The 20,009-nt window shown below is 59.4% G+C and carries 18 protein-coding genes and 1 tRNA gene; 12 read left to right on the plus strand and 7 right to left on the minus strand.

Annotated features, from left to right (window positions below; all coding sequences use genetic code 11):
• The first annotated feature begins 150 nt into the window (after positions 1–150).
• Genes INF35_RS07655 through INF35_RS07675 form a run of 5 tightly spaced genes read left to right on the plus strand, consistent with a single transcriptional unit; the run spans position 151 to position 6,138 of the window.
• Positions 151–1,305 carry a class II fructose-bisphosphate aldolase gene (locus INF35_RS07655; protein ID WP_193501174.1) on the plus strand — a complete coding sequence of 385 codons (1,155 nt, stop codon included), beginning with the start codon at positions 151–153 and terminating at the stop codon, positions 1,303–1,305.
• A 2-nt stretch (positions 1,306–1,307) separates the two neighbouring features.
• Complete coding sequence (locus tag INF35_RS07660) at positions 1,308–2,153, plus strand: triose-phosphate isomerase (protein ID WP_193501176.1); 846 nt, start codon at positions 1,308–1,310, stop codon at positions 2,151–2,153.
• Positions 2,154–2,182: 29 nt separating this feature from the next.
• Positions 2,183–3,679, plus strand: a complete 1,497-nt coding sequence (locus tag INF35_RS07665) for a lactate racemase domain-containing protein (RefSeq protein ID WP_193501178.1) — start codon at positions 2,183–2,185, stop codon at positions 3,677–3,679.
• Positions 3,680–3,692: 13 nt separating this feature from the next.
• Entirely contained in the window at positions 3,693–4,853 is a 1,161-nt protein-coding gene (locus INF35_RS07670; protein WP_193501180.1) for a diphosphate--fructose-6-phosphate 1-phosphotransferase, read from the plus strand.
• Between the two features lie 25 nt (positions 4,854–4,878).
• Entirely contained in the window at positions 4,879–6,138 is a 1,260-nt protein-coding gene (locus INF35_RS07675) for a glucose-6-phosphate isomerase (RefSeq protein WP_193501182.1), read from the plus strand.
• Between the two features lie 263 nt (positions 6,139–6,401).
• Here INF35_RS07675 and glpK read toward each other — a convergent pair whose 3' ends face one another.
• Together glpK and INF35_RS07685 are read right to left on the minus strand one after the other, a co-directional pair.
• The gene (glpK, locus tag INF35_RS07680) at positions 6,402–7,889 is read right to left on the minus strand and encodes a glycerol kinase GlpK (protein ID WP_193501184.1); all 1,488 of its coding nucleotides are present in this window, start codon (positions 7,887–7,889) and stop codon (positions 6,402–6,404) included.
• A gap of 30 nt (positions 7,890–7,919) precedes the next feature.
• The gene (locus INF35_RS07685; RefSeq protein WP_328740579.1) at positions 7,920–8,507 is read right to left on the minus strand and encodes a glycerol-3-phosphate responsive antiterminator; all 588 of its coding nucleotides are present in this window, start codon (positions 8,505–8,507) and stop codon (positions 7,920–7,922) included.
• Between the two features lie 391 nt (positions 8,508–8,898).
• Here INF35_RS07685 and INF35_RS07690 point away from each other — a divergent pair, with 391 nt between their 5' ends.
• The 5 genes from INF35_RS07690 to INF35_RS07710 all read left to right on the plus strand — a co-directional run bounded on the left by INF35_RS07690 (position 8,899) and on the right by INF35_RS07710 (position 14,974).
• Complete coding sequence (locus INF35_RS07690) at positions 8,899–10,743, plus strand: alpha/beta hydrolase (RefSeq protein ID WP_193501186.1); 1,845 nt, start codon at positions 8,899–8,901, stop codon at positions 10,741–10,743.
• A gap of 76 nt (positions 10,744–10,819) precedes the next feature.
• On the plus strand, positions 10,820–12,277 hold the full coding sequence (locus INF35_RS07695; RefSeq protein ID WP_193501188.1) for an NAD(P)/FAD-dependent oxidoreductase: 1,458 nt from the start codon (positions 10,820–10,822) through the stop codon (positions 12,275–12,277).
• The gene (locus tag INF35_RS07700; RefSeq protein WP_193501190.1) at positions 12,270–13,547 is read left to right on the plus strand and encodes an NAD(P)/FAD-dependent oxidoreductase; all 1,278 of its coding nucleotides are present in this window, start codon (positions 12,270–12,272) and stop codon (positions 13,545–13,547) included. The genes INF35_RS07695 and INF35_RS07700 overlap by 8 nt, the downstream gene beginning before the upstream one ends.
• A complete protein-coding gene (locus INF35_RS07705) occupies positions 13,544–13,900 on the plus strand; it encodes a DUF1667 domain-containing protein (protein WP_193501192.1) in 357 nt (118 codons plus the stop codon). The genes INF35_RS07700 and INF35_RS07705 overlap by 4 nt, the downstream gene beginning before the upstream one ends.
• A 105-nt stretch (positions 13,901–14,005) precedes the next feature.
• Positions 14,006–14,974 (plus strand): hypothetical protein, encoded by a 969-nt coding sequence (locus tag INF35_RS07710; protein WP_193501194.1) that lies wholly within the window; start codon positions 14,006–14,008, stop codon positions 14,972–14,974.
• Between the two features lie 6 nt (positions 14,975–14,980).
• Here INF35_RS07710 and INF35_RS07715 read toward each other — a convergent pair whose 3' ends face one another.
• Positions 14,981–16,099 (minus strand): linear amide C-N hydrolase, encoded by a 1,119-nt coding sequence (locus tag INF35_RS07715; protein WP_235983158.1) that lies wholly within the window; start codon positions 16,097–16,099, stop codon positions 14,981–14,983.
• A gap of 409 nt (positions 16,100–16,508) precedes the next feature.
• On the opposite strand from INF35_RS07715, the gene INF35_RS07720 reads away from it, so the two are divergent.
• Positions 16,509–16,585: transfer RNA gene (locus tag INF35_RS07720), tRNA-Arg, on the plus strand.
• 312 nt (positions 16,586–16,897) lie between these two features.
• Here INF35_RS07720 and INF35_RS07725 read toward each other — a convergent pair.
• The 3 genes from INF35_RS07725 to INF35_RS07735 all read right to left on the minus strand — a co-directional run bounded on the left by INF35_RS07725 (position 16,898) and on the right by INF35_RS07735 (position 19,129).
• The gene (locus INF35_RS07725; RefSeq protein WP_193501196.1) at positions 16,898–17,533 is read right to left on the minus strand and encodes a class I SAM-dependent methyltransferase; all 636 of its coding nucleotides are present in this window, start codon (positions 17,531–17,533) and stop codon (positions 16,898–16,900) included.
• Positions 17,520–18,167 carry a hypothetical protein gene (locus INF35_RS07730; RefSeq protein ID WP_193501198.1) on the minus strand — a complete coding sequence of 216 codons (648 nt, stop codon included), beginning with the start codon at positions 18,165–18,167 and terminating at the stop codon, positions 17,520–17,522. Before INF35_RS07730 ends, INF35_RS07725 begins: the two co-directional genes overlap by 14 nt.
• Before the next feature lie 479 nt (positions 18,168–18,646).
• The gene (locus tag INF35_RS07735) at positions 18,647–19,129 is read right to left on the minus strand and encodes an SLOG family protein (RefSeq protein ID WP_193501200.1); all 483 of its coding nucleotides are present in this window, start codon (positions 19,127–19,129) and stop codon (positions 18,647–18,649) included.
• A 103-nt stretch (positions 19,130–19,232) separates the two neighbouring features.
• Between INF35_RS07735 and INF35_RS07740 the strand changes: the two genes are divergently transcribed.
• Complete coding sequence (locus INF35_RS07740) at positions 19,233–19,430, plus strand: ribbon-helix-helix protein, CopG family (RefSeq protein ID WP_193501203.1); 198 nt, start codon at positions 19,233–19,235, stop codon at positions 19,428–19,430.
• A 103-nt stretch (positions 19,431–19,533) separates the two neighbouring features.
• Here the strand turns inward: INF35_RS07740 and INF35_RS07745 are convergent, their stop codons facing one another.
• Entirely contained in the window at positions 19,534–19,992 is a 459-nt protein-coding gene (locus INF35_RS07745; RefSeq protein WP_193501205.1) for a DUF6998 domain-containing protein, read from the minus strand.
• Positions 19,993–20,009: the final 17 nt, after the last annotated feature.

Raw genomic sequence — 20,009 nt, forward strand, 5'->3', positions numbered from 1 at the left:
GTCGCTTTATACAATCTTTGAACCGCAAGGTTTTTTTGCCCTATCTTCCCTTGCAATCCGCTTAAAAGCGTTCTATAATATCCACAGTCAATTAATTTATTAATTTTATGAATATAACTTTATGACTTCACCTTGAGGAGGAACCCCCATATGCTGGTACCCATGAGAGCCATTCTGGAAGCCGCCGACAAGTACCGTTACGGCCAGGCCGCTTTCAACATGAACAGCGTCGGCCAGATCGAAGCCGCCATCCGCATCCATGAGCTGCTGCGCTCCGGCGCCATTCTGCAGGGTGCAGAGGCATCCAACGCCTACATGAGCGGCGAGCTGGACTTCATGCACGGCACTCCCGAGCAGAAGGCCGTCGGCGCCAAGAACATCGGCGACACCGTCAAGAAGTACGGCGCCGACAGCCCCATCCCCATTGCCCTGCATCTGGACCACGGCAAGACGCTGGAAAGCGTCAAGGCCTGCATCGCCGGCGGCTACACCTCCGTCATGATCGACGGCAGCAGCCTGCCCTATGAGGACAACGTGGAGCTCACCCGCGAGGTCGTCAAGTACGCCCATCCCTACGGCGTTACCGTGGAAGGCGAGCTGGGCGTGCTGGCCGGCGTGGAAGACCACGTCTTCAGCGCCACCTCCACCTACACCAACCCCATGCAGGCGGTGGACTTCTTCAAGAAGACCGGCTGCGACGCCCTGGCCATCAGCTACGGCACCTGCCATGGTGCCAACAAGGGCAAGGACACCAAGATCCGCCGCGAGATTGCCATCGCCACCAAGGAGTGCATGCTCCACGAGGGCATCAGCGGTTTCCTGGTCAGCCATGGTTCCTCCACCGTGCCCCAGGAGTACGTCCAGCAGATCAACGCCATGGGCGGCCAGCTGGAGAACGCCTTCGGCATCGACGTGGCCCAGCTGGTGGACGTGGCCCACTGCGGCATCAACAAGATCAACGTGGACACCGACATCCGTCTGGCCTGCACCCGCAACATCATGGAGCTGTTCCGTGACCATCCCGAGCTGAAGGAGAGCCCCTCCATCGGCCAGGTCTACCGGGATATGGCAGCCAATCCCAAGAACTTTGACCCCCGCAACTACACCGCTTCCATCATGGACGCCATCCTCTACGGCAAGATCGCCGACGAGGACGTGGCCAAGGTTGTGGAGTGCATGAAGAACGGCGTCACCGAGTCCATCGCTCCCCTGCTGGTCCAGTTCGGCAGCTACCGCAAGAGCAACCTCATCGAGCCCGTCACCTGCGAGCAGATGGCCGACCGCTACAAGAAGGAGGGCATCTGAGCATGAAGCATATCTTCCTCAACCTCAAGCGCTTTGACGTGCCCGTGGAGATGGGCGGCGTCAACCGTCTGGCCCCCGTGGCCGACTGGGGCAAAGCCATTGTGGAAGGCACCCAGGACGGCCTGGCTGCCTACGACAAGAATGAAGTAGAGTTCGCCGCCTACCTGCCCGAGGCTCACCTCCTCAGCGCCGCAGCCGCCCGCAAGCCGGGCTGTGCTTTGCAGCTGGGCTGCCAGGGCGTGTTCCGCGCCGACACCGCCGTGGGCGGCAACTTCGGCGCCTTCACCACCAACCGTCCCGCCAGCGCCGCGGTGGCCCTGGGCTGCGAGAGTGTCCTCATCGGCCACTGCGAGGAGCGCAACGACAAGATGGGCATCCTGGCCGAGGCCGGCGTCACCGGGCTGGAGGCTTCCCGCACCGTCAACCGCCTGCTGAATCAGGAGATCCGCTGCGCCGTGGCCCGTGGCATGACGGTGCTCTACTGCATCGGTGAAAAGAGCGAGGAGCAGGACAACTGGGAGCAGGTCCTGGGCGAGCAGCTGTCCATCGGCCTGGAAGGCGTGGACAAGAGCAAGGTCGTCATCGCCTACGAGCCCGTCTGGTCCATCGGCCCCGGCAAGACCCCGGCCGACAAGCCCTACATCACCAAAATTGCCCGCTTTGTCAAGGAACAGACCGGCGGCATGGACGTGGTCTACGGCGGCGGCCTGAAATCCGACAACGCCGCCATGCTGGCCTCCATCCCAGAGATCGACGGCGGCCTCATCGCCCTCACCCGCTTTACCGATGAGATCGGCTTCTACCCCGAGGAATACCTGGAAATCATCCGCCTCTACTTGGGCAAGTGATTGCCTCATAACAACAAAGGAGCGTTATCATGAAGCATTTTGAGTTTGAGTACGGCGCCGGCACCATGGGTGCGGATCTGCCCGATTCCACCGACGAATTCATCCCCGGCATCACGGTGCCCGACCCGGACTATATCCCCGAGGACAAGCTGGAAGCCGCTTACCGTGAGAGCCTGGATCATCCCATCGGCATGCCCACCGTCAAGGAGCTGGCCCACAAGGGCAGCAAGGTGGTCTTCGTCGTGCCCGACCGCGTCAAGGGCGGCGAGCAGCCCACCAGCCACCGCAAACTGTCCATCAAGTACATCCTGAACGATTTGTACAGCGTGGGCGTGGAGAAGAAGGACATCCTGTTCATCATCTCCAACGGCCTGCATCCCCGTTCCACCGACAAGGACGCTCTGGCCATCTTCGGACCCGAGCTGTACAACCAGTTCTGGCCCACCGGTCAGATCATCAGCCATGACTCCGAGGACCCGGACAACATGGTGGATCTGGGCTTCACCAAGCGGGGCGACCCCGTCTGGATGAACCGCATGGTCTTTGAAGCCGACCTGCCCATCCTCATCGGCCATGTCAACGGCAACCCCTACGGCGGTTACTCCGGCGGCTACAAGCACAGCGCCACCGGCATCACCAACTGGAAGAGCATCGCCAGCCACCATGTGCCTTCCGTCATGCACCGGGACGACTTCACCCCCGTCAACAACGGCAGCCTGATGCGGGACAAGTTCAACGAGATCTCCATGCACATGGAGGAGAAGATGGGCCATCCCTTCTTCTGCTGCGACGCCGTCCTCGACTCCAAGAGCCGCCAGATCGCCATCTTCTCCGGCTACGCCAAGGAAATGATGCCCGAGAGCTGGAAGGTGGCCGACAAGCGCACCTACGTCCACTGGGCGGAGAAGAAGTACGACGTTCTCGTCTTCGGCATGCCCCAGAAGTTCCACTACGGCGACGGCATGGGCACCAACCCCATCATGATGATGCAGGCTCTGTCCGCCCAGGTGCTGCGCTTCAAGCGCGTCATGAGCGACCACTGCGTCATTATCTGCTCCTCCCTGTGCAACGGCTTCTTCAACGACAAGAAGTGGCCCTACCTGCGGGAGTGCTACGAGTGGTTCCAGCATGACCAGATGAACCAGCTGCCCGACATGAACCGTCTGGGCGAGTACTTCGCCACCAACGAGGAGTACATCCGCAAGTACCGCTTCACCAACGCCTTCCATCCCTTCCACGGCTTCTCGATGATGAGCTGCGGCCATATCGCCGAGATGAACACCAGCGCCATCTACATTGTCGGCGCCGAGGATCCGGGCTATGCCCGCGGCATGGGCCTCAAGACCCGCGCCACCTTCGAGGAGGCTTTGGAGGACGCCAAGAAGAAGTATGTGGGCGAGAACCCCAACATCCTGGCTCTGCCCCTGACCTTCAAGACCACCAGCGTGCATCTGTGCATGAAGAACCCCGCCGACGACTGCATGGACGAGTACGGCCATCGCCACGGCGGCTGCGGCTGCGGCTGAAAGGAGGCCGCCCATGGCCGGTAATCTTCTCATCGTACACGGCGGCGGCCCTACCGCCGTCATCAACTCCTCCCTGTACGGGGCCATCCGTCAGGCCCAGGACTGCCCGCTGGTGGACCGCGTCTATGCGGCCATCGGCGGCACCGGCGGCCTGCTGAAGGAAAAGCTGCGGGATGTCACCGACCTGCCCGACGCGGAACTCCGGGGCCTGCTGTCCAGCCCGGCGTCCGCCATCGGCACCAGCCGGGACGCCCTGGAAGCCCCCGAGTATGAGGCCATGGTGCCTATCCTGGAGAAATACGGCATCCGCTATGTTCTCATGAACGGCGGCAACGGCACCATGGACACCTGCGGCAAGCTGTATGCCCGCTGCGCCGAACGGGGCATTAACGTCATCGGCATCCCCAAGACCATGGACAACGACCTGGCCATCACCGACCACTCGCCGGGCTTCGGCAGTGCGGCGCGGTACATGGCGGGCAGCGTGGCGGAGGTCTGCTGCGACGTGGAGGGCCTGCCCATCCACATTGTGGTGGTGGAGGCCCTGGGCCGCAATGCGGGCTGGGTCACGGCGGCGGCATCCCTTGCCACCGACAGCTATGCCCACGGCCCCGACCTGATCTACCTGCCCGAGCGCGCCTTCAAGGAGGAAGAGTTCCTCTGCGACGTGGAGCAGCTCATCAAGACGAAAGGCCACGGCGTGGTGGTGGCCAGCGAGGGCCTGCACTATGCCGACGGCACCCCCATCGTGGAGCCCATCTTTACCGTAGGCCGAGCCACCTATTTCGGCGACGTGTCCGCCCATCTGGCCAACCTCATCACCAAAAAGCTGGGCTACAAGGCCCGTGCGGAAAAACCGGGCCTGCTGGGCCGGGCGTCCATCGCCTGGCAGAGCGACACCGACCGCACCGAGGCAGAGCTCTGCGGCCGTGCGGCAGTGGATGCCGTCACCACCGGCCAGAGCGGCAAGATGGTGGCTTTGCGCCGTGTCCCGGGGCCCAATTACCGCTGCGAGACCTTCCTCGTGGACATCCAGGAAGTCATGATGACCGAGCGCAAACTGCCCGACGAGTTCATCAACGCCCGGGGCAACAACATCACCGAGGCCTTCAAGGAGTGGTGCCGCCCCCTCATCGGAGCACCTCTGCCCAAGCTCATGGACCTAAGACCCTGACAACAACCAAAGGGGAGTGAATATCATGTTGAAATTGAGTATCCGCGATCAGCGCGCTCTGGTAGGCGAAGCCGAACTCACGGCCGCCATCCGGGACGGCGTTCCCGCCTTGCAGCTGGCCCAGGCCGGGGAAGAGCGCTACGCCGACAGCCAGGGCTGGCTCAACGTGGATGAATGGGCCGGGGAGGAGATCCTTGCCAACATCGAGCGTATCGCGTCCCACATCCGCGAGACCTGCGATGCCTTTGTACTCATCGGCGTGGGCGGCTCCAACAATGCTGCCCGTGCCGTCATCGAGGCACTGGCCGACGGTTCCGGCCCCGAGATCGTCTACGCGGGCAACACCCTGTCCGCCAATGCCATGAACCGCATGCTCAAAAAGCTGGAAGGCAAGCACTTTGCCATCGACTGCATCGCCAAAAACTTCGAGACGCTGGAACCCGGCGCCTCCTTCCGGGTACTGCGTCGGGAACTGGCTGCCCGCTATTCTCCTGAGGAAGCCGCCAGCCGCATCATCTGCACCGGCACCTACGGCTCCTCTCTGGAAGAGCTGTGCAAGACCGAGGGTTACACCTTTGTCCCCTTCCCCACCAACGTGGGCGGCCGCTACACCGCCATGACCTATGTAGGGCTTTTGCCCATGGCTGTAGCGGGCATCGACATCCGTGCCCTGGTACGCGGTGCCTCCGACATGGAGACCGCCCTGCACACCGGCGCGCCGGAGGATAACCTTGCCCTGCGTTATGCCGTGCTGCGCAACCTGTACTATCAGCGGGGCTACAAGCTGGAACTTCTGGCCAGCTTCGAGCCTCAGTTCCGGTGGTTCTACAAGTGGTGGGTCCAGCTCTTTGCCGAAAGCGAAGGCAAGGACGGCAAGGGACTTTTCCCCGTCACCGCCGAATTTTCTGAGGAGCTGCACGCAGTGGGTCAGTACATTCAGGACGGCGCGCCGCTCATGTTCGAGACCTTCCTGGACGTGGAAGCCCGCCAGGACAGCCTGGTGGTCATGCCCGACGGCAAGGCCGACTACTTCGACTACCTCAACGGCAAGGACTTCTACGACATCAACAAGGCGGCTTTCTCCGCCACCGTCACCGCTCACAGCGAAAAGCTGCCCTGCCTGATCTTCGACGTTCCGGCGCTGGATGCCTACAACTTCGGCCAGCTGTTCTACTTCTTCCAGTTTGCCTGCTATATCTCGGGCAGCCTGCTGGGCATTGATCCCTTCAATCAGCCCGGCGTGGAAGCCTACAAGGGCTGGATGTTCAAGGCCCTGGGCAAATAATTCCGCTTTCTTCCTTTTGCCATATTTTTTTCACACGGGAAGCCCCCGCGGTGCGCTGCACTGCGGGGGCTTCCCGTCTCTTTTTTTGGCTGTGCCCGCAGCCTGCCGGGCTTCTCTTCCGGGGGGCTTTCGGGTTTCTTTTCTTTCCTCCGCCGCAGCCTCCGCGGCCGCAAAAAAATACAGCGCGGCATATTTATTAAAAATATGCCGCGCTGTAATGTTTATGATTTTTTATCGGAGGAGACCATGCTCGGATTTTCCATTCATTCCGCCCATTCCCTTGCCCGGCTCACCGCCTTGCGCCAGCCTGCATAAAGGCGGTCGCGCCGGTCGGCGTCCATAACAGGGGTATATACCTTGTCCAGCGTCCACTGGCTGCGGATCTCGTCCAGATCTTTCCACACGCCGGTGGCAAGACCGGCCAGATAGGCAGCGCCCAGGGCGGTGGTCTCCCGGATCATGGGACGGCGGATGCTGCGTCCCACAATGTCTGCCTGGAACTGCATGAGGAAGTTGTTGGCCGAAGCCCCGCCGTCCACCCGCAGCTCCTTGAGGGAGATGCCGGTATCCTCCTCCATGGCGTGGAGCACGTCGCCAGTCTGATAGGCGATGGACTCCAGCGCCGCCCGGATGATGTGGTTGCGCCCGGCCCCCCGGGTCAGGCCCAGGATGGCGCCCCGGGCGTACATATCCCAGTACGGCGCGCCTAAACCGGTAAAGGCCGGCACCACGTAGACCCCGGCGCTGTCCCGGACCTTCTGGGCAAAGTACTCGGTGTCGGAGGCCTCGGTGATGAGATGGAGCTCATCCCGCAGCCACTGGACCACGGCGCCGCCCACAAAGACGCTGCCTTCCAGGGCATAGGTCACCTTGCCGTCCAGCCCCGCCGCAATGGTGGTGAGCAGTCCGTTTTTGCTGACGAACATCTCGCTGCCGGTGTTCATGAGAAGGAAGCAGCCGGTGCCGTAGGTATTTTTAGCCTCGCCGGGGTCAAAGCAGGTCTGGCCGAACAGCGCCGCCTGCTGGTCCCCGGCAATGCCCGCAATGGGCACCTCCACGCCCTGAATGTTGACGGTGCCGTACACCTCGCTGCAGCTGCGGACTTCGGGCAGCATGTTCATGGGGATCCCCAGCTTTTCACAGATGCGCTTGTCCCAGCAGAGGTTCTTGATGTCGTAGAGCATGGTACGGCTGGCGTTGGTGTAGTCGGTCACGTGGACCTTGCCGCCGGTGAGCTTCCAGATGAGCCAGGTGTCCACCGTGCCGAACAAAAGCTGTCCCGCCTCGGCCTTTTGCCGGGCCCCGGGGACGTTATCCAAGATCCAGCGGATCTTGGTGGCGGAGAAATAGGCGTCGATGAGCAGGCCGGTGTGTTCCTTCACATAGGCGGTGAACTCGGCGTCCTTCATCAGTTCTTCACAAAAGTCGGCTGTGCGGCGGCACTGCCAGACGATGGCATTGTAGACGGGGCGGCCGGTCTCCCTGTCCCAGACGATGGCGGTCTCCCGCTGGTTGGTGATGCCGATGCCCGCGATCTCCCGGACATCGATGCCGCTCTGGGCCAGCACTTCCATGAGGACGCCATACTGGCTGGAATAGATCTCCATGGGATCGTGCTCCACCCAGCCGGGGTGAGGGTAATTCTGGGTGAACTCCTTCTGTGCCAGCTGGACGATGTTCTGCTCGCGGTCGAACAGGATGCACCGGCTGCTGGTGGTGCCCTGGTCAAGCGCGATGACGTATTGCTTCATGGCAAAGCCTCCCTTTTGGATGTATTGCACTCACATGGCCCATACGGCCGGGCTGCTGCTGGATACCGCCGCGGCACCCGCGCCCATGGCTGCCATAACTTCGTCCTTGTATTTGATGAGCCCGCCCGCGATGACCGGGGTCTCGGTACATGCGGTGATGCGGGCGATAACCCGGGGAATGATGCCGGGCAGCACCTCAATAAAGTCCGGCTTGCCCACCCCCAGCTGAGCGGGGAGGTTTTCCAGCGACAGCGAGTCGAGGAGAAAGGCCCTCTGCACCGTGAGAAGTCCCCGGTGACGCGCCCGGCGCACCACCACCGGCTTGGTGGAGATGATGCCGTCGGGATGGCAGAGTACCTCCAGGGCATCCACAGCGGCTTCCCGGCCGGACAGTCCGTCGATGAGATCGATATGTACAATGGCCAGCTTGCCTGCCCGGCGGACCTTTTCCACCTGTGCGCAGACGCCGGCGGCACTGCCGTACAGAAGAAAGATAGCGCCGCACTCACTCTGGAGGGCGGCATCCAGTCCGGCGTCGTCCTTGACGGCGGCGATGACCGGGCTGTCCAGCAGGCGATGGCAGGCCTGCTCATGCTGCAGCTGATTCGTGATTTCCACACCCTTTTGATAAAACAAAGCGGGCCGAACCCACAGTCCGTCCCGCTCGCTACTCTCTGAACGATTTTCATTATGGCAAAGCTCTTGCCAAAAGTAAAGCCCTGAAGTGTAAATTCTGTGTTTTAACGAATCCAGGCCTCCTGTTTTGGACACAATAACAGTTTTTGTCTATATCGTTGACAATTTCTGTGCATAGTGGTAGCATGATAGCCGAACGATATGCTCTGGAGTATCGAGTGCGGGCGTAAAGGCAGATGGGTGCCTTTGCGCTTTTTTTACGCCTGTTTACGCAGCTGCCGCGGCTTCAGACTGCAGACAGGCGCGGTCCGAACGGCATTCGGTGCAGAACTTGTCCGGAGCGAATCTCCAAAAAGAAAGGAAGGAATCACACATGAATGCAACCCCAAAAAAGCGCACGGCAAAGTTCTGGCTGTGCATCGCCCTGGTCATCTGCCTGATCAGCTGCATCGGCGCCAGTGTGGTGCAGACCAACTTCGGCAAGGTCACCATCAAGGATCTGCGGTTTGAGACATCCAGCGGCCACCAGATGAGCGCCCTTCTTCTGATTCCCGACAACGCCACGGCGGAAAATCCCGCCCCGGCCATCGTCTGCAGCCACGGCTGGTACAACAACCGTGAGATGCAGGACCTGAACTATGTGGAATATGCCCGCCGGGGCTTTGTGGTGCTGTCCATCGACATGTACGGCCACGGCAACTCGGACAACCTGCCCAACGGCACCTGGTGGGACGACGCCAACAACGCCAACGGCATGTATGACGCCGTCAAGATGATGGCCCAGCTTCCCTTTGTGGATGCCAGCCGCATCGGCGTCACCGGCCACTCCAACGGCGCCCTGGCCAGCCGCACCGCCGTGCTGCTGGACAACAAGGCCGACACCCAGCTCATCGCCGCGGCGCTGCTGGTCTCCAACGACGCCGTCTACACCGATGAAAACGGCAGCTACTACAACATGTTCGGCAGCCGTGACGCCGGTATCGTTGCCTGCCAGTACGACGAGTTCTTCCACCGCGTCAAGCAGGAGGACGGCAGCCGTTCCGCCCCGCGGGATTACATCCATCAGGCCACGGCCCAGTCCTTCCTCTACTTCGGTCAGGACCCCGCCGGTCAGGAGGAACGCTCCAGCTACACCATGTACACCCAGGACATCGACGGCCAGGAAGCCATCCGTGTCATCTTCAACCCCGCCATCACCCATCCCTGGGCGCACTTCTCCAAGGGCGTGGTGGCCTCCAGCATCGGCTTCTTTGACGCCGCCCTGGGCGCCCCCGTCTCCATCGACGGCAACAACCAGATCTGGCAGTTCAAGGTCTTCTTCAACGCCATCGGCCTGGTGGGCTTCATGATGTTCGCCGTCAGCCTGGCCCTGGTCCTGGTGGGCACCAAACCCTTCGCCTCCCTCAAGGCTCCCGAGCTGGTGGCACCGGCGCCCGCCCTCACCGGCCGCGGCAAGAGCTGGTTCTGGGCCAGCAACCTCATCGCCGCCGTCTTCTCCTTTGTGGTCTACATGATCGGCTACTCCATCATCGGCGGGTCCATGCCCTCCTTCTTCCCCCAGTCTCCCGTCTATTTCATCGGCATGTGGAGCCTTTTGTGCGGTCTCTTCACTCTGGTGCTCATCGCCATCGGCAACCGCATCACCGGCAAGCGGGATGCCGCCCTCACCGGCGTCAGGATCTCCCTGCCCAAGCTGGGCCTGACCATCCTGCTGGCCCTCATCGTGGCAGTCGCCTCCTATGGTCTGGTCTTCCTGGCGGACTACTTCTTCAAGACCGACTTCCGTCTGTGGGTGCTGCCCCTCAAGGCCTTCACCGCCGACAAGCTGCCCATCATCCTGATGTATCTGCCTTTCTTCCTCGTATACTATATCTGCAACAGCATCTCCATCAACTGCTACAGCTACTTCGAGATGGGCAAGAAGCCCTGGGTCAACACCACCGTCATGGCAGTGTTCAACGCCCTGGCCCCGGTGGTCATGGTCATCGTCATGTACTCCTGCTTCTTCATCACCGGTCACCTGCCCAGTGAGTTCGTGCCCTGGTTCGGCGGCAGCATCATCGGCATCTGGCTGTACCCCATCATCGTCATCCTGCCGGTGGCGGCAGTGGTCTCCCGCATTCTCTACAAGCGGACCCGCAACCCCTACCTGGCCGGCATCCTCATGGCATTGCTGGTCACCACCATGAGCTGCACCAACACCCTCACCCAGCTGTAATGTTCCTGCCGCGCCGCCCCGGAAACGGGGCGGCGTCCGGCACCTTTCACCCTGACAAAAGGGAGGCTTCACTGTTATGTATGACATCATTGTCATCGGCTGCGGCGTCGTGGGCGCCGCCACCGCCTACCGGCTGGCGCGCTACCGTCTGCGTACCGCCGTGCTGGAAGCCTGCAACGATGTGGCCAACGGCACCACCAAAGCCAACAGCGCCATCATCCACGCGGGCTACGACCCCGAACCCGGCACCCTCATGGCCGCCCTCAACGTGGAGGGCAACCGCATGACCGCCGAGATCTGCCGGAAGCTGGATGTTCCCTTCCGGCGGTGCGGCTCACTGGTGGTTGCCTTCACCCCGGAGGACCAGGCCATGCTGGAAAAGCTGTATCAGCGGGGGGTAGCCAACGGCGTGCCCCAGCTGCGCCTGCTTTCCGGAGAGGAAGCCCACGCCCTGGAGCCGAATCTTTCTGCGGAAGTCTGCGGGGCGCTGCTGGCCCCCACCGCCGGCATCATCGACCCCTGGGGCTTTGCCCTGGCCATGATCGAGACCGCCGTGCAAAACGGAGTGGAGCTTCACCGCAGCTGCCCGGTCACCGCCATCGACGCTCTGCCGGAGGGAGGCTTCCGCCTCACCACCCCCAAGGGCAGCTTTGAGGCCCGCTGCGTCATCAATGCGGCGGGTGTGGAGGCCGACCGCGTCCATGAACTGCTGGAACCGGTCAACTGGAAGATGACCCCCAACCGGGGCGAGTACTACCTCTTCGACAAGAGCGAGGGCAGTCTGGTGGACCATGTGATCTTCCAGTGCCCCGGCCCCGAGGGCAAGGGCGTGCTGGTTTCCCCCACCGTCCACGGCAACCTCATCGCCGGGCCCAACGCCGAGCCGGTCACCGACCGCCTGGATGTGGGCAACACCGCCGACGGCCTCGACTTTGTCCGCTCCCGGGCCCTCAAGAGTGTACCGGGCATCAACTTCCGGCAGAATATCCGCAATTTCAGCGGCATCCGTGCCAACACTGACCAGGGGGACTTCCTCATTGCCGCAAGCCCCAACTATCCCGGCTTCATCGACCTGGCGGGCATCAAATCCCCCGGCCTGTCCTCGGCCCCGGCCATCGGCAAGCGGGCGGTGGAGCTGGCCGCCCAGGCGGGGCTCACCCTGGAGGAAAACCCCGATTTCCGGGACGAGCGCCATGTGGTGCGCTTCCGCCATCTCCCCCCGGAGGAGAAAAACGCCCTCGTCGCCAAAGATCCCCGCTACGGCCGGGTGATCTGCCGCTGCGAGACCATCACCGAGGCGGAGATCGTGGCGGCGCTGCACGGGCCGGTCCCCGCCTGCACCGTCAACGGCGTCAAGCGGCGGTGCAATGCAGGCATGGGCCGCTGCCAGGGCGGCTTCTGCGGGCCCCGGGTCCAGGAGATCATCTCCCGGGAGCTGGGCATTCCGCCCACCCAGATCTGCATGGAGCAGGAAGGCAGCTGGCTGCTGGCCTGCGAGACCAAACAGGCAAAGGAGGATGCAGGCAATGTATGAACTGATCGTCATTGGCGGCGGACCTGCGGGCCTTGCCGCCGCCTGCAGAGCCTGGGACGCGGGCCTGCGCCGGATTCTGGTCATCGAGCGTGACCGGGAGCTGGGGGGCATTCTCAACCAGTGCATTCACAACGGCTTCGGCCTGCAGCGCTTCAAGGAAGAGCTCACCGGCCCCGAGTACGCCGGGCGGTTCATCACCATGCTGCAAAAGACCGGCGTGCAGGTCCAGCTGGACACCATGGCCCTGCAGATCGTCCCCGGCAGGGACGGTGCACCCCATCAGGTCCACGCCATCAACGGCCAGGAGGGCTACCAGGTGCTGGAGACCCGGGCCGTGATTCTGGCCATGGGCTGCCGGGAGCGCACCCGGGGTGCCATCTCCATTCCCGGCGAGCGCCCCGCAGGCATCTTCACAGCGGGAGCAGCCCAGCGCTACCTGAACATTGAGGGCTATATGGTGGGCCGCCGGGTGGTCATCCTGGGTTCGGGCGACATCGGCCTCATCATGGCCCGCCGCATGACGCTGGAAGGCGCCAAGGTGCTGGCCTGCGTGGAGCTCATGCCCTATTCCAGCGGTCTGACCCGCAATATCGTCCAGTGCCTCCAGGACTACGACATTCCCCTGTATCTCTCCCACACCATCACCGACATCCGGGGCCATAACCGGGTGGAGCAGGTGACGGTGAGTGAGGTGGGCCCCGACCGCTGCCCCATTCCCGGCACCGAGATGGTCTTTGACTGCGACACCGTGCTTCTCAGCGTCGGCCTCATCCCCGAGAACGAGCTGACCAAGGGTGCCGGCATTGCCATGGACCCCCGCACCAGCGGCGCTCAGGTCTACGAGAACATGGAGACCAGCATTCCCGGCATTTTCGCCTGTGGCAACGTGCTGCACGTCCATGACCTGGTGGACTACGTCTCCGCCGAGAGCGAGCGGGCCGGTGCCGCGGCTGCCGCCTACGTCCAGGCCGGCCAGGAGGAGCCCGCCGACCACATCATCGCCCTGAAAAACGGGGAGGGCGTCACCTACACTGTGCCCCAGCAGATTCGCCTGGGGACCCAGGCCCGCACCGCCGAGGTCTTTTTCCGGGTCAACCGGGTCACCAAGGCCGCGGCCATTGTGGTGGAGGACGCCGACGGCAAGGAGACCGCCCGCTTCAAACGGGGTCACCTGGCCCCCGGCGAGATGGAGCATATTGCCCTGCCCGCCGCCGCGCTGCAAAGCGCTTCGTCCCCGCTGACCATCCGCATTGAGGAGGTGCCGCAATGAAAGAACTTGTCTGCATTGTCTGTCCCCGCGGCTGCCGCCTGACGGTGGATGAGGACAACGGCTATGCCGTCACCGGCAACAGCTGCCCCCGGGGCGCCGAGTACGGCCGCACCGAGCTGCAGAACCCCACCCGTGTGCTGACCACCACCGTCAAGGTAGCAGGAGGCATGCACCGCCGCCTGCCGGTGCGGACCAACAGGGCCATTCCCAAGGGCCTGCTCCTGGCCGCCATGGAGGAGGCCGCCAAAGTCAGCCTGACCGCCCCGGTGGAAGCCGGGCAGGTCATCATCCCCGACCTGCTGGGCACCGGCGCCGATCTCATCGCCTCCCGGGCCATGCCCGTAGCTCCGTAATTTACCAGCATTCTTCCTGTCAAAACCCCGCCGGGTTGCACTTCCGGCGGGGTTTTCTTATACTGTATTCTGCAAGGTTAAATTTCATCCAAGGAGTATGCCGCCATGCCGTACGATTCTTCCGTCTACAAAGGTCTGCTGGTTCAGGGCCGCCTGCACCAGGCCCTGGATTACCTCGCCCCCTTTCCTGAAGCCGCCGGGCTCATCCAGCGCACCCGACGGCGGTTCACCAACCCCCGGCCGCTCTGCCGGGATGCGGACCCGCTGCTCGCCGCGCTGGACAGGACGTTCCAGACCTATTATAACGAGGTGTTCTGGCAGGAGCTTCCCCTGCCGGACTGCGACGCCCGCCTGCTGGCGGCCCTGGTGCCTCTGGCCGGGCTCTCCCCCGCCGACCTGCCCGACGACATCCCCCGGGCCATGGAGGTGACGGAAGGCCGACTGGCGGAACTTCTGGAAGCCAGAGGCGTCCACTATCTGGGCGGACGGACCCAGGGATACTTTGGCCCCTACATCTGGCAGACCACCACAGAGCAGGTGGCGCAGGTAGAGCTGCCCGACCGCATCCAGCCCTGCAAGGTCTGCCTGCTCAGTGATTTTATCGCCAAAGGCTGGCTGGACTATCTGTCCCTGGGGCAGATCGGGGCAGGCGGCTGGCAGGACGGGGATACCCTGTACTGCGTGCTGCACCGGTACCGGGGCGGCGTGGAGTCGGAGGCCTTTCAGGTGTCCTTTCTCAAGCACGAGGCCCAGCACATCTATGATCGGGAGTGCTGCGGCGAGACCTCCGGCGTGCTGCTGGAATACCGGGCCAAGCTGGCGGAGCTGATCTACTCCTCGGGGATCGCCTGCTTCCGGGGTATGCTCTTCTCGGCGGACAGCACCTCCCCTGCCAACTCCCACGCCTATGCAGCCTGGCGGGTGGTGGGCGACCTCTCCCGCCGGGTCTTCGGGGAGGAATACACCGGAGACTATGCCCGCTGGAAGCACCGGGTGCAGGCGGTGCGCCGGGCTGCTCTGGACGCCTACCACGCCTCCTACCGGCCGGAGGTGGCCGCCTCCCTGCGGCTGTAAGCCCTTTTACTCGGTCAGCGCCTCCCCCTCCTCCGGGCCCCGCATGAGAACGTCCGGCGCACGGTCCAGCGCAAACCGGCGTGCCACGCCGCCCCGGCTCAGTTCCTCCAGGGAGACGCACTGGATGCGCTGGTTTTCGTAGCTGGTCCAGTAGTAGCGCAGGGACTGGGTGCACATGACGGCGCTGTACACTGTGTAGTCAAAGGGCCGGATGTCGGTGTCGTAGTCCGCGGCAGGCGCCTGCTCCACCCGCACCATGCCCAGGGGGAAGGCCGCACTCTGCAGGGCATGGAAGAGATTGCCCACGTCGGCGGCCTCGTCGGCGCCGGGCCGGGCGTACTTCTGCCAAAAGGCCAGCCGCACAAACCGGGAGGGAGAACTCCAGTCTCCCGGCAGCCCCGCACATCCGCTGCCCGAAAAGCAGGGCTCCAGCACCTCGGGACCGAAGCGCATGGCACCCCGGTCGGTGTCCTGAATGCCGGAAAAGCACAAAAGATGGGTGCGATGCCAGGGATAGCCGGGGCTGTTGGTCATGACCCCCATGGTGTTGCGGTAAATGTGCAGCCCATCGGCGTCCGGTTCCACAACGACCGCCTCCCCGCCCCGGTCGGAGAACATCCAGTGCAGCGGCGGCACAGTGCCCATCAGCGGCACGGCACAGAGGGTCACCTTTTCCCGCAAAAACCGCACTGCCTCCTCCACGGTGGCGCACTGGGACAGCAGATGGGTCACCAGCAAGGGCGGCTGCAGCCGTACTCCATGGGCGGGCGGGGCATCGAAGTGGGCAAAGCCCCGGTAGTAGAGCTGCGCCCCCATCAGCCCCTTTTCGTTGATGCCGTCGTAGAGGGCCGCCGTCCCGCCGGGAAGCATAAGCCCCATTCCCATAAGGGCATACCGACTGCAGACTGCCTCCCCCGGGCGGGCGTCCTTCTCGTCGAGACAGCACCGGTAATGCTGTCCACCCGGCAGATAGAGAATGCCGGTGCCCCGGGCCAGCCGGTCAAAGTCCAGATTGCGCCCGTACAGCCTGCGCCCATCCCCGCCCGGCCAGCAAATGGCGCTGCACCCCGCCCCCATAGCCTCTGCAAACGCTGCCCTGCCTGCCATCCGATTGCTGTCCGTCATTTGCGAAACCTCCTGTTTGGGCCGGTGACTTTTCCCCGCCGCCGGATTCCGATTTTCTCACAATTCTGGACCAGCCGGAGCTGTTTTATGCCTTGCCATCCAGTTTCGTCAAATTTTGATTGCTTTTTGCTTTGACCTTTGCTATAATATAACTTACCGGCGCCGGGAACGTTCCGCCTGACCGTTTCCAGCCCCCTCATACATGTGCGGTCGTAGCTCAGCTGGATAGAGCGTTGGACTCCGACAACTGTGGCACGTTAGGCAATCGACAAGAAATTGCTCGTCATAACGTAAAAAAGAAGGCGCATCACCCGGTGGCTCGCGGTAGACTGACCACGAATTGACCACCAACCCGATTTTCACAATTTTATACGATGAATCTCGTCCCAGCGACGATTTTCATACATGTGCGGTCGTAGCTCAGCTGGATAGAGCGTTGGACTCCGACTCCAAAGGCCAGAGGTTCGAATCCCCCCGGCCGCACCAAAAAAAGGTCGCTGTATTGCAGTACAGCGACCTTTTTTATTTTGTCACGGCTCAGTGCTTGTCAATCCATTTTTTGACTATGTACGCGGTAACATCGGCCATGACAGACACGAAAAAACTGATAAGATAGCTCATGGAATCTCCTTTCCGTGCTGGTTTTGTACATCGGGCAGCACGAGAGCTATTTTATCAGTTTTTGTTTTTATGGGAAGATTTCGGATTCCGTCTGCAAGCAAAAGGATGAGTTTGAAATTCTACCAAATAAAAAAGCAGCATCAATAAGGATTCAGCTTTTTATTGTTATTCTTCAGATCATTTGGAAATCTTTGTGGCGGAAAATTCAAAGACCTTTTTTTCCTGACCGTATCGGTGTATATTTTTTTCTTTCAGGCTTATCATTGTCCAGCAGGAGAATAAAGTTTGTATTTCTTCTTTAGTAAAATACTTTCTGCAGCATCCGTCACAATAGTACAAACCGGGTTCGATTTCAATACTTTCGGAAGGTCTAACTTGATTTATTGAGTGAACGCGTGCTATTAGTTTTCCATTTTGCTTTAAAACTCTTTTTAATTCTCCGACAATATGTTGCATTTCTTCATTTCCAAAATAGTGTAGCGACAGGTCTGCTACAATGATATCAAAAGTGTTATCAATGAATGGAAACCTATCTTTCATATCAAAGCACAGAAGTTTCAACCTTTCTTCGGAAAAAGAGTCTTTTATTATTTTAATTGCAGCTTCACTAAAATCAGACGCAACTACATTAGCGCCAAACCCAAGTAATGCGGGCAAATTTATACCTGTGCCACATCCTAAATCTAAAACAGATATGCCAGATTTGAAATAGGCCTTGTAACTGTTCAACCAATTGTCATACTGATCGTTTTCTTTTATAGTGTTATCGACCAAGTAGAATGTATTCCAATATTGGTAGTTATTTTGATTCATTGGTTTCCTTTTTCTCTTTAGGTGAAGTATCCATTATTTCTGAACGGAGAGCTTTAACTTTATTTTTGATTTTCGTGTTGATATCCCTCGGGTATGTATGTTCCCGATACTCGGGGAGATTTGGCAATTTATTTTGGAATGCTTTTTCAAGTAACACGTAATGTCTTGCAAGTTCTACAAAATCGTCCATCATATCATCTTCGATATATCCGGCGTTTTGATTGATGAGTTGTAGAATTTCGTGATTGTTTGCAATGATTTCTTCAAGAATGCTTTTGTCTGCATCGGAGAGAACATCTTTTTGGTCAAGCAAAATAAGTAAAGTACGCTTATTCTTATACTTTTTATCTACCTTGAATATTTCATAAAGCTTTGTGTTCTTTACAATAAGGAAATACAAAGGATTATAAAAGTCTTTAAGTTTCTTTTCATATTCTTCAATTTTTTGTTTTTTCTCGGTTTGCTTTTCCGCCCAATGGGTAGTACACCTAGTTATCACAAGCGAAATAGCTGCACCAACGAAAGTACTAAAAATCGTAGAATCAAAAAGAGCACCCCAAAAATTATTTGTGGGCATATTTGCGTTTAAATAGTTTATGGCGGTATCAATAAGAGTCAATAAGTTATCAGGCATTTTTTATCCCCAACTTTCTTAAATATTCAACAGTGCATCCTATAATTAGTATATCATAGTAGAAGTACAATAATTGACATATCCAACCCTAGGCAAAATATAAGTGGCTACTCTTAACCGTCAAGGGGTTTAAAAGAGACGATATCAAATGACATATAGAGGCAACATCACTTATTCCGTTCTCGTGATGATTGTTAGACATTTCAAGATAGTATGGTCGGCTATTATTGTGCACAATGTGTACATGAAATTTTCAAAACAGAACGGGATAATATACTATCTCTATTATATTAATTAACTGGATTATACCATTTTTAAAAATGGATAACAAATGATAGCTAATATTACGCATTACTATTATTTATTGAATTGGATGCAAAACACAAAGGCTTTTTAGGAGTTCTGTTGGAATGTGTGACTTTTCTCCGGTTCATCATAGTATTGGATATCGTTGCCGCATCAATATTAGGCCATGCACATTATATTGATTTTATTACATTCCATATCTGCAATCCCTGCTTCTCCGCATACCGCAGTGTATACGCTGTACCACCGGTGGCTCTTGTACAGTAACCGATACAGTAGGCTGAGCCGTCCACCAGATGCCGGTCACGGGCCAGAAAGGCCTCACGGCTGGGGGCGTCGCAGCAGTAGACCACCTTATCGACCCGGGATTCAATCCGCGCAGCGCGGGCCTGCTGGGCCGCTGTCCAGCGGCTTTGGTAGCCGCGGAACGGCAGCACCAGGATCACCCGGATTTGCGGATACTGCCGTCGCAGATCCAGCAGTTTTTCCGCGACCAAAGTATCAAACCCCAGCGCACCGCCTACCCCGAAATAGCGGACACCCTGCTCCAGCAGAGGAATCAGATGTTCCTGCACCCGCTTCCAGATGGCTTCCTCCTCCCCGGCAGGCAGATGACGGTGGCCGGTGAAACAGCAAGTTTGTGTGCGTTTGTCCATGAAAATCCTCCTCAATTACATTATGTATTACATATTTGTAGTATATAAATAATACACCAATGTGCGCCATAATAACTACAACAAAATGCTCGGGAGGTACACGATGGCGCAGGAGGATAAATTTATTGTGCCGCAGCGCAAACCCGCGGTAGGAAAGTCCACGGTGGTATCGGTGCGGCTGCCCGACACCATGCTGGCGAAGCTGGAGGACGTAGCGTCCAAAACGGGCCGTTCCCGCAATGAGCTTGTGCAGATGTGCATCGACTATGCGCTGGCCCGGCTGGAGATTACCGAAGAATAAAAAACAGGCAGGTATCCTCATTTTGAGGATACCTGCCATTTTCTTTTTATTGGGATGTATTCGTTGAGAAGGGTGAACTTTCCTGTGGGCAGCACGACTCCGTTCAAACGAATTGCCGCAGCCGCTGGTCCATCGGGACTTCCGCCTGCAGCTTGTGAAGAGTCGCCAGCGTAATGGGACGCTGACCATTCGTTTGCTTTTTCCCGCAGTGCTCCCAGGCCAGTTTGCCGGGCCCGTTGTATTCCTCGGTAAAGGTTCCGTCGGGGTGGATCTTCAGCACAAGCAGCCAATTCGGTTTGCTGGACAGCGCCACCCGGTCAATCTGGGTGGCCTTGATCTGCACAAGGCGTCCGTCGGGGGCTTTGGCGTCGTGGGTTTTGGCGGAGGCTTCGAAGAGTTCCAGCCCATACCAGCCGGCGGCCAGGGCTTCCCCGATGCTGCCGATCATGTGGCCGTCCGGCGTGTAGTGCCTGCCGGGGAAAAGCTGCTCCAGTTCCCGGGAGATGGCATACAGTGCCTTGATCTTTTCGGCCACCGATGTCTGCAAGTCAACAGGGTTCATCTCGAATCATCCTTTCG

The organism is Gemmiger gallinarum (genome assembly GCF_014982805.1).
GTDB classification, from domain to species: domain Bacteria; phylum Bacillota; class Clostridia; order Oscillospirales; family Ruminococcaceae; genus Gemmiger; species Gemmiger gallinarum.

Coding starts and splice junctions, on each gene's coding strand:
- INF35_RS07710 (WP_193501194.1), top strand. CDS start 14,006: ATGCCGTACGATTCTTCCGTCTACAAAGGTCTGCTGGTTCAGGGCCGC.
- INF35_RS07665 (WP_193501178.1), top strand. CDS start 2,183: ATGAAGCATTTTGAGTTTGAGTACGGCGCCGGCACCATGGGTGCGGAT.
- INF35_RS07655 (WP_193501174.1), top strand. CDS start 151: ATGCTGGTACCCATGAGAGCCATTCTGGAAGCCGCCGACAAGTACCGT.
- INF35_RS07740 (WP_193501203.1), top strand. CDS start 19,233: ATGGCGCAGGAGGATAAATTTATTGTGCCGCAGCGCAAACCCGCGGTA.
- INF35_RS07700 (WP_193501190.1), top strand. CDS start 12,270: ATGTATGAACTGATCGTCATTGGCGGCGGACCTGCGGGCCTTGCCGCC.
- INF35_RS07675 (WP_193501182.1), top strand. CDS start 4,879: ATGTTGAAATTGAGTATCCGCGATCAGCGCGCTCTGGTAGGCGAAGCC.
- INF35_RS07730 (WP_193501198.1), bottom strand. CDS start 18,167: ATGCCTGATAACTTATTGACTCTTATTGATACCGCCATAAACTATTTA.
- INF35_RS07695 (WP_193501188.1), top strand. CDS start 10,820: ATGTATGACATCATTGTCATCGGCTGCGGCGTCGTGGGCGCCGCCACC.
- INF35_RS07735 (WP_193501200.1), bottom strand. CDS start 19,129: ATGGACAAACGCACACAAACTTGCTGTTTCACCGGCCACCGTCATCTG.
- INF35_RS07745 (WP_193501205.1), bottom strand. CDS start 19,992: ATGAACCCTGTTGACTTGCAGACATCGGTGGCCGAAAAGATCAAGGCA.
- INF35_RS07705 (WP_193501192.1), top strand. CDS start 13,544: ATGAAAGAACTTGTCTGCATTGTCTGTCCCCGCGGCTGCCGCCTGACG.
- INF35_RS07725 (WP_193501196.1), bottom strand. CDS start 17,533: ATGAATCAAAATAACTACCAATATTGGAATACATTCTACTTGGTCGAT.
- INF35_RS07670 (WP_193501180.1), top strand. CDS start 3,693: ATGGCCGGTAATCTTCTCATCGTACACGGCGGCGGCCCTACCGCCGTC.
- INF35_RS07660 (WP_193501176.1), top strand. CDS start 1,308: ATGAAGCATATCTTCCTCAACCTCAAGCGCTTTGACGTGCCCGTGGAG.
- glpK (WP_193501184.1), bottom strand. CDS start 7,889: ATGAAGCAATACGTCATCGCGCTTGACCAGGGCACCACCAGCAGCCGG.
- INF35_RS07690 (WP_193501186.1), top strand. CDS start 8,899: ATGAATGCAACCCCAAAAAAGCGCACGGCAAAGTTCTGGCTGTGCATC.
- INF35_RS07715 (WP_235983158.1), bottom strand. CDS start 16,099: ATGACGGACAGCAATCGGATGGCAGGCAGGGCAGCGTTTGCAGAGGCT.